At 73.0% G+C, this 13,292-nt stretch carries 11 protein-coding genes and 1 pseudogene; 10 read left to right on the forward strand and 2 right to left on the reverse strand.

What is annotated here, in order from left to right:
* The first annotated feature begins 23 nt into the window (after window positions 1-23).
* The 3 genes from CLT72_RS02870 to CLT72_RS02880 are packed head-to-tail and all read left to right on the forward strand — an operon-like array spanning window position 24 to window position 2,250.
* The gene (locus tag CLT72_RS02870) at window positions 24-983 is read left to right on the forward strand and encodes a carbohydrate ABC transporter permease (protein ID WP_101409385.1); all 960 of its coding nucleotides are present in this window, start codon (window positions 24-26) and stop codon (window positions 981-983) included.
* Window positions 980-1,813 (forward strand): carbohydrate ABC transporter permease, encoded by an 834-nt coding sequence (locus tag CLT72_RS02875; protein ID WP_101409386.1) that lies wholly within the window; start codon window positions 980-982, stop codon window positions 1,811-1,813. Before CLT72_RS02870 ends, CLT72_RS02875 begins: the two co-directional genes overlap by 4 nt.
* 8 nt (window positions 1,814-1,821) lie before the next feature.
* Entirely contained in the window at window positions 1,822-2,250 is a 429-nt protein-coding gene (locus CLT72_RS02880; protein ID WP_158241956.1) for an L-rhamnose mutarotase, read from the forward strand.
* Window positions 2,251-2,312: 62 nt separating this feature from the next.
* Here CLT72_RS02880 and CLT72_RS02885 read toward each other — a convergent pair whose 3' ends face one another.
* Complete coding sequence (locus CLT72_RS02885; protein ID WP_101409387.1) at window positions 2,313-3,443, reverse strand: mandelate racemase/muconate lactonizing enzyme family protein; 1,131 nt, start codon at window positions 3,441-3,443, stop codon at window positions 2,313-2,315.
* Between the two features lie 157 nt (window positions 3,444-3,600).
* Here CLT72_RS02885 and CLT72_RS32105 point away from each other — a divergent pair, with 157 nt between their 5' ends.
* From CLT72_RS32105 to CLT72_RS02910, 6 genes are read left to right on the forward strand one after another with little or no spacing between them, the layout of a single operon-like run.
* Window positions 3,601-4,509, forward strand: coding sequence for a thiamine pyrophosphate-dependent dehydrogenase E1 component subunit alpha (locus tag CLT72_RS32105; protein ID WP_250101123.1), 909 nt, complete (start codon window positions 3,601-3,603; stop codon window positions 4,507-4,509).
* Window positions 4,502-5,482: an alpha-ketoacid dehydrogenase subunit beta gene (locus tag CLT72_RS32110; RefSeq protein ID WP_199184455.1), complete on the forward strand. Its 981-nt coding sequence runs from the start codon at window positions 4,502-4,504 to the stop codon at window positions 5,480-5,482. Before CLT72_RS32105 ends, CLT72_RS32110 begins: the two co-directional genes overlap by 8 nt.
* The gene (locus CLT72_RS02895; protein WP_101409388.1) at window positions 5,479-6,240 is read left to right on the forward strand and encodes an SDR family NAD(P)-dependent oxidoreductase; all 762 of its coding nucleotides are present in this window, start codon (window positions 5,479-5,481) and stop codon (window positions 6,238-6,240) included. The genes CLT72_RS32110 and CLT72_RS02895 overlap by 4 nt, the downstream gene beginning before the upstream one ends.
* A 39-nt stretch (window positions 6,241-6,279) precedes the next feature.
* Window positions 6,280-7,602, forward strand: coding sequence for a helix-turn-helix domain-containing protein (locus CLT72_RS02900; protein ID WP_101409389.1), 1,323 nt, complete (start codon window positions 6,280-6,282; stop codon window positions 7,600-7,602).
* Complete coding sequence (locus tag CLT72_RS02905) at window positions 7,599-7,898, forward strand: YciI family protein (protein ID WP_101409390.1); 300 nt, start codon at window positions 7,599-7,601, stop codon at window positions 7,896-7,898. Before CLT72_RS02900 ends, CLT72_RS02905 begins: the two co-directional genes overlap by 4 nt.
* Window positions 7,898-9,475: a hypothetical protein gene (locus tag CLT72_RS02910; protein ID WP_101409391.1), complete on the forward strand. Its 1,578-nt coding sequence runs from the start codon at window positions 7,898-7,900 to the stop codon at window positions 9,473-9,475. Before CLT72_RS02905 ends, CLT72_RS02910 begins: the two co-directional genes overlap by 1 nt.
* 297 nt (window positions 9,476-9,772) lie before the next feature.
* Here the strand turns inward: CLT72_RS02910 and CLT72_RS32115 are convergent.
* Window positions 9,773-10,000 (reverse strand): annotated as a pseudogene (locus tag CLT72_RS32115) (helix-turn-helix domain-containing protein); the annotation flags it as partial.
* A gap of 668 nt (window positions 10,001-10,668) precedes the next feature.
* On the opposite strand from CLT72_RS32115, the gene CLT72_RS02920 reads away from it, so the two are divergent.
* A complete protein-coding gene (locus tag CLT72_RS02920; protein ID WP_486484172.1) occupies window positions 10,669-13,227 on the forward strand; it encodes a glycosyl hydrolase family 18 protein in 2,559 nt (852 codons plus the stop codon).
* The last annotated feature ends 65 nt before the right edge of the window (window positions 13,228-13,292 follow it).

Raw genomic sequence — 13,292 nt, forward strand, 5'->3', positions numbered from 1 at the left:
CGCCATCCGGAGAAGGAAGCCAGATGACGATCTCCACCGCGCCGGTGTCGGAGCCGGTGGCCGCCGACAAGCCGACCCGATCCGCCCGGCGGCCCCCGCGCCCCGGCCGTGCCCGCGAGTGGTGGCTGGGCGCCGTGCTGGTGCTGCCCGCGCTGGTCCTGGCCGTGATGTTCAAGGTGGTGCCCCTGATCCGGGGCGTGATCACCAGCACCGAGTCGTCCAGCGGGTTCGGTGGCAGCTCGTTCGCCGGGGCCGACAACTACACCCGCATGCTCGACGACCCGATGGTGCTCACCAGCTTCCGCAACGCCCTGCTGGTGGTGGCCACCCTGCCGGTGTGGATCGTGCTGCCGCTGGTGCTGGCGCTGCTGATCCACCAGCGCTCGCCGGGCTGGAAGTTCTTCCGGGCCGTCTACTTCGTCCCGTACACCATCGCCCCGATCGTCGTCGGCATCATGTTCCGGCAGATCCTCGCCCCGGACGGTCCGCTCAACGCCCTGCTGCGTACGGTCGGCCTCGAACCGCTGGCGATCCAGTGGCTCAACGGCCGTTACAGCGCGCTGTTCTCGCTGGTCGCGGTCGCCCTGTGGAGCTTCTTCGGCCTGGGCGTGATGACCTACCTGGCGGGTCTGGCCACGATCCCCGAGGAGACGCTCGAGGCGGCCTACCTCGACGGCGCCGGGTTCTGGCGTCGACTGCTCTCCGTGGTGGTGCCGATGCTGCGACCCACCGTGGCGTACTGGAGCGTGCTGTGCGCCTCCGGCGTCCTGATCTGGCTCTTCCCGCTGATCTACGCGTTGACCCAGGGTGGGCCGGGCGACGCCACGATGCTGCCGGAGTACCTGGTCTTCCTCACCACCTTCCAGTTCCTGGACCGGGGCTACGGCTCCGCCATCGGCATCGCGCTGTTCGTCTTCGTCGCCGTGCTCTCCATCTTCAGCGTGCGGCACATGTTCACAGAGGGGACCAGGAAGCCGCGATGAACCAGCGCCAATTCGCCCGGGCCGGGCGCTACCTGCTCACGTTCGCGCTGGTCGTCGTCGCGGTCGCGGCCGTCTATCCGCTGCTGTTCACGGTGGTCAGCTCGCTGAAGACGCAGACGGGCTTCGCCCAGGACCCGCTGGGCCTGCCGAGCGGGATCACCCTCGACAACTACCTCGAGGCGTTCCGCCGGATGGACATGCCCCGGCTGCTGCTCAACTCGCTGATCACCACCGTGGGCGGACTGGTGCTGTCGGTGCTCGCCGCGCTGCTGGTCGCGTACGCGGTGACGAAGCTGCGCTTCCGCGGCGGCAAGGTGGTCTTCCTGCTGATCATCATCACCCTGACCATCCCCGGTCAGGCGATCATCTACCCGCTCTACCAGACCGTGCTGGACCTGGGCATGTCCGGCGAGTACCAGGGACTGATCCTGGCGTACGCGGCGTTCGGGCTGCCGCTGGGCACCTACCAGCTGGCGGGCTACTTCCAGCAGGTGCCCGACGAGCTGATCGAGGCGGCCCGGGTCGACGGCGCGGGCCACTTCACCATCCTCTTCCGCCTGCTGGCCCCGATCGCCGCGCCGGCACTCGCGGCGCTGGCCATCTTCAACTTCGTCTGGATGTGGAACGACCTGCTGCTGCCCCTGGTCATCATGGGCGGTTCGGACAGCAAGACCCTGATGGTGGGCGTCAGCCTGCTCAGCGGCCAGTACGACGTGTCGGTGCCGCTGGTCAGCGCCGGCCTGATCGTCGCCCTGCTGCCGGTGCTGATCATCTACCTGGTCTTCCAGCGCCAGCTCGTCTCCGGTGCGCTCGCCGGCTCCGGCAAGTGATCCGCCCGGTGGCCGGCTCCGACCCCGGCGCCGTCCCCACCGACTCCGGCCCGGCCCGCCTCGGCGGGGTCGGGCCGGCGGCCGATCCCGGGGCCGCGGGGCCGGGAGAGCAGCTGTGCCACCTCTACCGGCTGCGGCCGGGGGCCGAGGGGGAGTACGCGCGCCGGCACGCCGAGGTCTGGCCGGAGATGTCGGCGTTGCTGGACGAGGCGGGCGTCTACGACTATCACATCTACCGGCACGGGCTGCTGCTGATCTGCGTGCTGCGCACCCGCGACGGCTACCCGCGGGCGCGCCGGGTCACCGGGGCATCCGCCGTGCAGGCGCGGTGGACGCGGTCGCTGGCGCACCTGTTCGCCGAGATCGCCGACGCCGACGGCGAGCCGCTGTGGGCGTACCCGGTCTTCCACCACGCGGGCCGGCCGCCCCCGGTGTGAGCGGGCCGGCCCGTACGACGGTCGCCCGGCGGCGCACGCCGCCAGGCGACCGTCGCGTGTGCTCAGACCGCGTAGGCGACGGAGCCGTCCGCGCGCAGCGGGACGCGGTGCAGGGGCCGGCCCGTCAGGTCCAGGGGCGCGGCGCCGGTGAGGTCGAGCGTCACGCCGAGCCCGGGCTCCTCGGGCACCGGCAGGAAGCCGCCCTCGCGCCGTACGCAGGCCCGCGCCGGACCCTCGGCCAGCTGGTCGTCGAGGGGGGAGTACTCCTGCACCACGAAGTTGGGGATGGCGGTGTCGAGGTGCACCGAGGCCATCGTCAGCAGCGGGCCGAGGCAGTTGTGGCTGACCACGGCGGCGTGGTGCGCCTCCGCCAGGGCGGCGATCTTGCGGGCGTGACTGATGCCGCCCGCGAGGCCCAGGTCGGGGCGGACGTACTGGGCCCCGCCCTGGGCGAGCAGCTCCTTGAACTCCCAGATGGTGTGCAGCCGTTCGCCGTTGGCCATCGGCACGCCGAGGGCCCGCCGGGCGACGTCGGCCTGGCTGCTGACGCTGTCGATCTGGATCGGGTCCTCCACCAGCAACGGCAGGTGCCGGGCCAGCGCGGGCACGACCGCTTCGGCCTGCAAGGGGGTGAGCTTGCGGTGCAGCTCGACGAGCAGGTCCACGTCGGGGCCGACCGTGTCGCGTACCGCCGCCGTGGTGGCCTCGGTGGAGGTGACCAGGCGGGCCAGCGACAGGTCGGCGTAGTCGGCCGGCAACGGGTCGAACTTGACCGCGGTGAAGCCGTCGGCCACGGCCGCCGCCGCCTGCGCCGCCAGCGCGTCGGCGCCGGTGCCGGGCAGCAGCAGGTGCAGGCGGATCCGTTCGCGTACGCGCCCGCCCAGCAGTTGCCAGACGGGAACCCCGAGCCGCTTGCCGAGCAGGTCCCACAGGGCGATGTCCACCGCGGCCACGGCGGCGGAGAGCACCGAGCCCCGGAACGGGCCCATCCGGTAGAGGTGGTGCCAGTGGTGCTCGATGCGGCGGGGGTCGGCGCCGAGCAGGTGGGGACGGAACGCCTCCACCACGGCGTGCACCGCGGCGGGGTAGCCCCAGCACGCGGACTGGCCGACGCCGACCAGCCCGTCCGACGTGTGCAGCTGGACGAAGTGCGCGTCGCCCAGCACCACCGACTCGACGGCGGTGATCTCCATACCTGCCCCCAAATTAGAGACCAATAACGGCCAGAAACTTGCTACTGCACTCTTCCATAGCCTTGCGAGGCTGGTCTAGGCTTCGGAACGAACGAGCCGCAATAAGGCTCTAACTGCTACTGGGGGTGTGATGGGGCTGCCGGACGACTATCGGCTCATGGCCCGGATCCGCCGGTTCGAGGAGCGGCTGGCCGCCCTCAAGGACGACGGCGAGATCCCGGGCTCGATCCACCTGTGCAACGGCCAGGAGGCGATCCCGGTCGGCGCCTGCCGGGCGCTACGCGACGGCGACCACGTGACCGCCACCTACCGCGGCCACGGCTGGGCGGTCGCCCGGGGCGTCGACCTGACCGGGCTCTTCGCCGAGATGATGGGGCGCGACTCCGCCCTCTGCGGCGGCCGGGCCGCCTCGCCGTACCTGTCGGACCCGAGCCGCTGGTTCCTGGGGGAGAACTCCATCGTGGGCGCCGGGGTGCCGGTCGCCGCCGGCGCCGCGCTCACCGCGCAGCGCACCGGCAGCGGCGCGGTCTCGCTGGTCAGCATCGGCGACGGCGCGATGAACCAGGGCAACGTGCACGAGGCGATCAACCTCGCCGCCGTGCTGGACCTGCCGCTGGTGCTGGTCGTGGAGAACAACGTCTACTCCGAGATGTCCCGGATCGAGGACATGGTCCGCGTCCGCCAGCTCGCCGAGCGCGCCGCCGGCTACGGCATTCCCGGCCGGGTCGTCGACGGCAACGACACCGACGCCGTGGCCGAGGCCGTCGGCGAGGCCGTCACCCGGGCCCGCGAGGGTGCCGGTCCCTCCATCGTGGAGGCGATGACCGAGCGGCTGGTCGGCCACTACAGCGGCGACGTGCAGCACTACCGGCCGGCCGGCGAGATCGCCGCCGCCCGCACCCGCGAGCCCCTGGCCCGGATCCGGCAGGCCGCCGACGCCGCGCTCGCCGCCCGGCTCGACGCCATCGACGCCGAGGTGGCCGCGGAGGTCGAGGCCGCCGTCACCACCGCCCGCGCCGTGCCGTTCCCGGACCCGGCGACCGCCAAGGAGCACGTCCATGTCTGAGTCCCTGCGCTACATCCAGGCCGTCAACGCCGCACTCACCTGGGCCCTGGACAGCCGCGACGACACCGTCTACTTCGGCGAGGACGTAGCCCTGCCGGGCGGGCCGTTCGGCGCCACCAAGGGGCTGCACAAGCGGTTCGGCTCCGCCCGCATCTTCGACACCCCCATCTCCGAGACCGGCTTCCTCGGCATGGCCCTCGGCGCCGCGATGACCGGCCTGCGCCCGATCGCCGAGATCATGTACGCCGACTTCTCGTTCGTGGCGATGGACCAGTTCGTCAACCAGATCTCGACCATCCACTACTCCAGCAACGGCCGGTGGAGGGCGCCGCTGGTGATCCGGATGCAGCAGGGCTACTCGCCCGGCGCCTGCGCCCAGCACTCCCACTCGCCGGAGGCGTACTTCGCACACACCCCGGGCCTGCGCGTCGCGCTGCCGGCCACCCCCGACGACGCGTACCAGATGCTGCGCACCGCCGTGGTCAGCGACGATCCGGTGGTCGTCGCCGAGGCGCGGATGCTCTACCCGACGCGCGGGCCCGTCCGCACCGACGCCCCGGTCGAACCCGTCGGCGGCGCCCGTGTGGTCCGCCCGGGCGGCGACGTCACCGTGGTCGCCTGGTCCCGGATGGTCGGTGCCGCGCTCGACGCGGCGGGCCAGTTGGCCGAGGACGGCATCGAGGCCGAGGTGATCGACCTGCGCTGGCTCAACCCGCTCGACTTCGACACCGTCGCCGCCTCCGTGGCGCGCACGGGCCGCCTGGTCGTCGCCCACGAGGCGAACCTGACCGGCGGGTTCGGCGCGGAGATCGCCGCCCGGGCCGCCGCCGAGTGCTTCGCCGACCTGCGCGCCCCGGTCGCCCGGGTGGCCACCCCGGACGTGCCGATGCCCGCCGCCCCCGCCCTCCAGGCCGCCGTCGTGCCCGAGGCCGCCGACGTGGTGGCGGCGGTGCGCCGGACGGTCCGTCAGTGAGCGTCGACATCCCGCCGGCCGGCCTGCTGGCCGGCCGGCGGGTGGTCGTCGTCGGCGGCGCCTCCGGCATCGGCCTCGCCACCGTCCGCGCCGCGGCCGCCGCCGGCGCGGCGGTGGCCGTGCTGGACGCCGACGGCGACGGCGCGGCCAGCGCCGCCGAGCAGGCGCGCGCCGCCGGTGCGAGCGCCTGCGCCCGGCGGGTCGACGTGACCGTCGAGGCCGAGGTCGCCGCCGCCGTCGACGGCGCCGCCACCGACCTCGGCGGCATCGACGCCGTGCTGCACGTGGCGGGCGTCATGCGCGGGCAGGGCCTGGACGTGCGGGAGGTCACCGCCGAGTTGTGGTCCCAGGTGCTCGCCGTCAACCTGACCGGGCCGTTCCTCGTCGCCAAGCACGCCGTACGACACCTCACCGGCCGGTCCGGCGTCCTCGTGCTCGTCGGGTCCAAGGCGGGCGTGCTGAACGGCTCGGGGTCGGTACCCTACGGCGCGAGCAAGGGAGGGCTGCACGGCCTGGCGCTCACCCTGGCCCGACAACTCCGTCCACAGGGGATCCGTGTGCACGCGCTCTGCCCCGGCGACATCGACACGCCGCTGATGCGTAGGTCGTTGGCCGAGGCGCGGACCAACGGCGCGGACGGGGAGCGGGTCGCGGAGATCGAGGCCGCCCTTGGTCGGCCGGAGGACGTCGCGTCCACGCTGGTCCTGCTGGCATCGCCGGTCAGCGACGGTGTCGTGGGCACCGTCCACACCGGCTGAGCAGCCGACCCGAGACGGCGACGACGTGGAGGCGACAAGGTGATCGGCATCATCGGACCGGAGGACTCGATCCGGCTCGTGCAGGAGGTCTCCGCCGGGGAGGGGCGGGCCGGGGACCTCACGGTCCGCGCCTACACCCGACCCGAGCAGGCCCCCGAGCTGGCCCGCGAACTCGACGAACTGTGCCAGGTGCTGCTGTTCACCGGGCGCATCCCGCACGCCTTCGCGGCCTCCGCCGGGGGGCTGCGCGCCGAGATCGACTACATGCCGCACGCCGGCATCGACCTCTACCGCACGCTGTCGCGGATGCTGCTGGCCAGCGGTGGGCGGCTGCCGACGGTCAGCGTGGACACCATCGAGGCCGACATCGTCCGGGAGACCTACCACGACATCGAGCTGGCCCCGCCCACCGAGATCCTGCCCATCGCCGACTCCTCGGGGCTGCTCTTCTCCGGCCTCGACGAGATCGTCGCCTTCCACCGCGAGCGGTACGCCTCGGGCGCCGTCGAGGCGTGCCTGACCTGCCTCGGCGCGGTCCACCGCGACCTGCGCGAGAGCGGGGTGCCGGTCTGGCGCGTCGAGCACACGCGCGCCTCGGTCCGCGACGCCCTGCGCCGGGCCTGGCTCGCCGCCGAGATCCGGCAGTCCCGGGCCACCCAGATCGCGGTGATGATGATCGAGGTGGCCGAGCAGGCCGGCCGCGGGCACGACCCGTACCAGGTGGAGCGGCAGCGGCTGCGGCTGCGCGAGGCCCTGCTGGAACATGCCGAGCGGATGCGCGGCCGGCTGAGCACGATCGACGACCGTACGCTGCTCATCACCACCACGCGGGGCACCGTGGAGAGCGCCATCGCCCGGCAGCGCTCCGGGCACGCGACGCTGCTCGCCCTGCGCGGCGTCGACGTCGAGCACACCGTCGGCTTCGGCGCGGGCACCACCATCGCCGCCGCCGAGGACAACGCCCGCAAGGCCCTGGCACTCGGCCGGGGCAGCGGCGACACCCACGTGGTCTTCCCCGACGGGGAGATCTACTCCAGCCGCGAGAGCCCGGTGAAGCAACGGCTCCGCGAGACCGCGTCCGGGGTGCTGCGCATCTCCGAGCAGTTGCGGCTCGGGCCGCTGTCCACCCGCCGGCTGCTGGAGGCGCTGCGCCAGACGGACCCGAACGAGGTGACCGCGCGGGGCCTGGCCGACGCGTACGGGGTGGAGGTCCGCTCGGCACGCCGGCTGCTCAACTCCCTGCGTGCCGCGGGCTACGCCGAGGAGATCGGCGTGCACGTCAGCACCGGCGCGGGCCGGCCGCAGACCGTCTACCGGGTGGAGATGCAGCGGCTGTTCGACGAGATCGGCGGTGGGGTGTGAGATTCGAACCCACCTTCCTGGTCACCGCCACGTTCGCCGCCGACGCCGCCGTCCGACGCGAACCCCACCGGCAGGAGCACCTCGCCCGCGTCGAGGCCCTGCTCGCCGACGGCACCGCCCTGATCGCCGGGGCACGGGCCGACCTCGGCGCCTCCGTCCTCGTCCTGCGGGCCGCCGACGCCACCGCCGCCCGCGCCCTCTGCGAAGAGGATCCCTACTGGCGGCACGGGGTGTGGACGGCCATCGACGTGGCCGACTACCTGGCCGCCATCCCGCCACCCCATGGAAGGTCATGATGTCGCAGTACCGTCAGATCACCGGAATCCGGGTGCGGGGCGCCGCGTCCGCGCCGTACGCCGCCCAGCTGCTGACCCAGGCGTGGGGGGAGAGCCCCGACGCGGTGACGGTCGACCTGACCGTCGACCCGGCCCTGCCGGAGGGCGGCTACCGCATCGAGGTGCCCGAGCGGGGCGACATCCGGCTCACCGGTGACCCCTTCGCCGGCCTGATCTACGCCGCCCGGGAGCTGACCACCCTGGCCACGCCGGCCGGTCTGCCCGTGGGCGTGCGGACCGACTCGCCCGGGCTGCCGCTGCGCACACTCTGGACCTGGGACCACTCCACCAACTGGGACCTGCGCCAGCTCGGCCAGCAGGAGATCGGCGCGCTCAACCCGTACGCCAAGGGCGCCGACGCCTTCGGCGCCGACTACCGCCGGCTGGTCGACTTCTGCAGCCGGGAGCGGATCGGCGGCATCGTGGTCTACGGGCTGCTGCGCGACGCCCACGGCGGCGTCGAGGCGGCCCGCGAGCTGTGCGAGTACGCCAACGCCCGGGGCGTACGCATCATCGCCGGCATCGGCGTCAACGCCTACGGGGGCATCTACTTCGACGGCCGGCACCGCTACAACCTCGCCACCTGGCTGCGCCAGCGGCCCGACCTGGCCGCCGAGCTGCCCAGGAAGGTGGGCTTCGACATCGACGACTTCGGCGACCTGCACTTCCCGGCCAGCGAGTACATGATGGCCGCCTGCCCCTCGCAGCCGGACAACCTCGCCTGGCACCGCGACGCCGTCGACTGGCTGCTGGACACCCTGCCCGTCGGGGGCATCAACTTCGAGACCGGCGACTACGGCAGCTGCGCCTGCCAGCGCTGCGCGGCCCGCACGGGCGGCGAGCGGACCTCCTGGTCGTACGAGGCGATGCGCTCGGTCTACCCGACGCTGCTGGAGACGGCTCGGCGCACCGGCCCGGCGGGCGTACCGCTGCGGCACCTGGTCGAGGTCTACTGGGACAACATCTTCGACCTGGAGGCGCAGAAGCCGCTGGCCGAGCTGCCCGACGACGTGGCCTACCAGTACTGCGTCAACCGGGGCTTCTGGTACGACAACCGGCACCGGCTCACCGCCGCGCACGTCGAGCAGCTTCCGCACACCACCAACGTGCTGCGCACCCACGCCGGCTCCCAGTGGAACCGGCAGCGGCACTCCTGGGTGCCCGACATGTACGCCGACATGGGCATCCGGGCCGGCGACGCTGGGCTGCGCGGGCTGACGATCTTCGCCGAGGCGTCGGCGTACCACCCGACCAACGAGATCAGCTATCTGGCGTACGCCCGCTTCACCTGGAACCCCGACCTGGCCTGGGCCGACTTCTGGCGCGACGAGGTCGTTCCCCGCTTCGGCGGCGCGGCCGAGGCCGAGGCGTTCCGCGACGCGGCGGCCGTGCTCGACGACGGCGCGGCCACGGCGGACGCCCTCGCCGCGGTGCGCGGGGACGCACTGGCGATGGTCGCCGCCACCGCTGGCGAGGTGCAGCGCCGGTGGCTGTGGCTGGCCGAGCGCGCCACCCGCCACGCCCACTCCGCCGGCTGATCCGACGGCCGTCGAGTCGCGGGCGAAGAGGAAGCTGCGCAGGCTGTGGTTGCGCAGGTACGCCTCCTGCGCCTCCTCGATCAGCCGGATCGCCTCGCGGGCCAGCCGGGTGGACGGGAAGGACAGGTCGGCGTCCGGTTGGTCGTGCGCAGCGGCCGGGGTGGCGGCCACCAGCCCGGTGAGTACGCCGACGCCGACGGCCAGGCCCGTGCCGAGGGCGGTGCGCCGGGAGAAGGAAGAGGCCGGGGTACCTCGTCTCTCAGGGGTGGGGTGTGCCGAGCGGAAGCGCTGGCGGTACTCGGCCGGGGTGGTGCCGACGCCGCGCAGGAAGGCGCGGCGCATGGTGTCGTCCAAGCCGAAGCCGCAGACGCGGGCGATGCGGTCCACGCCGTCGTGGGTCGCCTCGAGCAGGGTCTTCGCCGCCTCCACCCGGACCTGCTCGCCGTACCGGGTGGGGGTGGTCCCGACCGTGCGGCGGAACAGGCGGGTGAGGTGCCGTTCGCTGAGCGACGCGTGCGCCGCCATCGTGGCGAGCGTGTGCGGGGCGGCCGGGTCGGCGGCGACGACGTCCAGGACGCGGCGCAGGGCGCTGCCGGGGGCGGCCGTGGCGCTGCCCCGCACGGTGAACTGGGATTGGCCCCCGGGGCGGTGCAGGAGAACCACCAGGTACTTCGCGGTGGTGCGGGCGCGCTCGGGGCCGTGGTCGTTCTCGACCAGCGTCAACGTCAGGTCGATGCCCGCAGTCACGCCGGCCGGGGTGAACAGCGGCCCGTCCCGCACGTAGAGGGCGTCGGGCCGGACCCGGACCGCGGGGAACCGCGCCGCGAGGTCGGCGCAGGCCGCCCAGTGGGTGGTGGCCCGGCGGCCGTCGAGCAGCCGCGCCGCTCGACCGTCCACCGAGGCCAGTCGGACCCGGTAGCGCCGCTGCCGTGCAGCACCTGCACGGGCCCTGCCACGTCGAGCAGCACGACGCCGTCGTGCACCACCACGACCACCTCGCGGGTCCGGAGGATCTCCACACCAGAAGTCTGGTCACCCCCTGCCGAGGGCCACAAGGACGGCCGCACCGCACATCCGGCCATCCGCGCCCTGCCCACGAACGACCGTACGGCCGTGCCGCGCCCTTGCGTCGAGGGGCACCGGGCAGGTATATATTCAGGACCGTAAATAGTAAAGTTTCTTTAGAGTTGGAGGTGGACGCGTTGCGGAAGCGGTTGAGCAAGCTCCTCGTCGGCGGTGCGGTCGGTCTGCTGGCCGTGGCGACGGCGCTGACCGTGGCCCCCGCCGCACATTCCTCCGTCGGGCAGGACGAGGCGTGCCGGCCGGACGGGCTGTACCGGACGCCAGGCGTGGCGGTGCCGTACTGCACCGTCTACGACACCGACGGCCGGGAGAAGCTGGGCGCCGACCATTCCCGGCGCATCATCGGCTACTTCACCAGTTGGCGCACCGGACGCAACGGCTCGCCGGCGTACCTGGCCAACCAGATCCCCTGGGGCAAGGTCACCCACATCAACTACGCCTTCGCCCACGTCGACGCGGCCAACAAGATCTCGGTCGGCAACCCGACGGCGGCGGACAACCCGGCCACCAACATGACCTGGCCGGGCGTCGCCGGCGCCGAGATGGATCCGCAGTACGCCTACACCGGGCACTTCAACCTGCTCAACAAGTACAAGAAGCAGAACCCGAACGTCCGTACGCTGATCAGCGTCGGCGGCTGGGCCGAGACCGGCGGCTACTTCGACGACAACGGCGACCGGGTCGACGCCGGCGGCTTCTACCGGATGACCACCACCGGCAGCAACACCGTCAACACCGCCGGCATCGCCACCTTCGCCGACTCCGTGGTCGCCTTCCTGCGCACCTACGGCTTCGACGGGGTGGACATCGACTACGAGTACCCGACCTCCAACAACAAGGCCGGCAACCCGCTGGACTTCGCGCAGGCGGACGCCAAGCGGGCCGGGCTCAACGCCTCCTACCAGGTGCTGATGAAGACGTTGCGGGAGAAGCTCGACGCGGCTGCCGCCACGGACGGCAAGCACTACCTGCTCACGGTCGCCGCGCCCGCCTCGGGGTGGCTGCTGCGGGGGATGGAGTCCTCGCAGGCGCTGCGGTACCTCGACTACGTCAACATCATGTCCTACGACCTGCACGGGTCCTGGAACCACCACGTCGGCCCGAACGCGGCGCTCTACGACAACGGCGACGACGCCGAACTCGCCGCCGGCGGCGTCTACGGCGCGTACGGCAACATCGGCTACCTCAACACCGACTGGGCCTACCACTACTTCCGTGGCGCGCTGCCCAGCGGGCGGGTCAACATCGGCGTCCCCTACTACACCCGCGGCTGGCAGGGCGTCACCGGCGGCACCAACGGGCTGTGGGGCCGCGCCGCCCTGCCCGACCAGAGCAAGTGCCCGCCGGGCACCGGCACCTCGATCGGCTCCACCACACCCTGCGGGAACGGGGCGGTCGGCATCGACAACCTCTGGCACGACCTCGACGACGCCGGCGGGGAGGTGCCCGCCGGGGCCAACCCGATGTGGCACGCCAAGAACCTGGAACGCGGCATCACCCCGGACTACCTGTCCGCGTACGGCCTCACGCCGGCCACCGACCCGACCGACCGGATCAGCGGCAGCTACGCCCGCCACTACTCCGCCGCCCTGGTCGCGCCCTGGCTGTGGAACGCGCAGAAGGGCGTCTTCCTCTCCACCGAGGACGAGCAGTCCCTCGGCGCCAAGGCGGACTACGTGGTGGACAAGGGCATCGGCGGCGTGATGATCTGGGAACTCGCCGGCGACTACGCCTACGACCAGGCCAAGGGCCAGTACGGGATGGGCGAGACGCTCACCACCCTGCTCTACGACAAGTTCCGCACGGCGCCCGCGTACGGTGCCCGGCGCGCCGCCGTCACCCTGCCGACCCGGACCATCGACGTGACCGCCACCGTCGGGGGCTTCGCCCTCGGCGACAACAACTACCCGATCAACCCCGAACTGCGGCTCACCAACGACACCGGCGGCCCGATCCCGGCCGGCGCGCAGCTGGAGTTCGACTACCCGACCACCACGCCGACCCTCACCCAGCAGTCCGGCTGGGCCCTGACCACCGTCTCCACGGGGCACACCGGCGGCAACGTGGGCGGGCTCAGGGGCGGCTACAACCGGGTGCGGCTCACCGTGCCGGCCGCCATCGCCCCGGGCGCGTTCGCGGAGGTGACGCTCAACTACCAGTTGCCGATCTCCGGGCCGGCCAACTTCACCCTCAGCTTCGGCGGGCAGACGTACTCGCTGGCCAGCGACCACGCCCGTGGGGCCGTGCCGGTCGAGCCGACGCCCAGCCCGAGCGGCTCCACCCCGCCGGGCGGCGGGACGTGCACCGCGCCGGCCTGGTCGGCCGGCACGGCGTACTCCGGCGGCGCGCGGGTGTCCCACGCCGGGCGTACCTGGAGTGCGAAGTGGTGGACCCAGGGCGACACCCCGGGCAGCGCGGCCGTCTGGGCCGACGAGGGGGCGTGCGCCGCGACGCCGTCCCCGACGACCTCGCCCACCGCGTCCCCGACCGTCGGCCCGACCCCGACCGGCGGTGCCTGTACGGCGCCGGCCTGGTCGGCGGGTACCGCCTACTCCGGCGGGGCGGTGGTCTCCCACGACCGGCACCGGTGGACCGCGAGGTGGTGGACCCAGGGTGACGTGCCGGGAGCCGACGCTCAGGGCGTCTGGACCGACAACGGTCCCTGCTGAACCAGCGGGCGGGGTCGCCGGTGAGCGGCGGTCCCGCCCGAGCGACGGCCGCGTACCGGTGCGTG

Source organism: Micromonospora sp. CNZ309 (assembly GCF_002846525.1).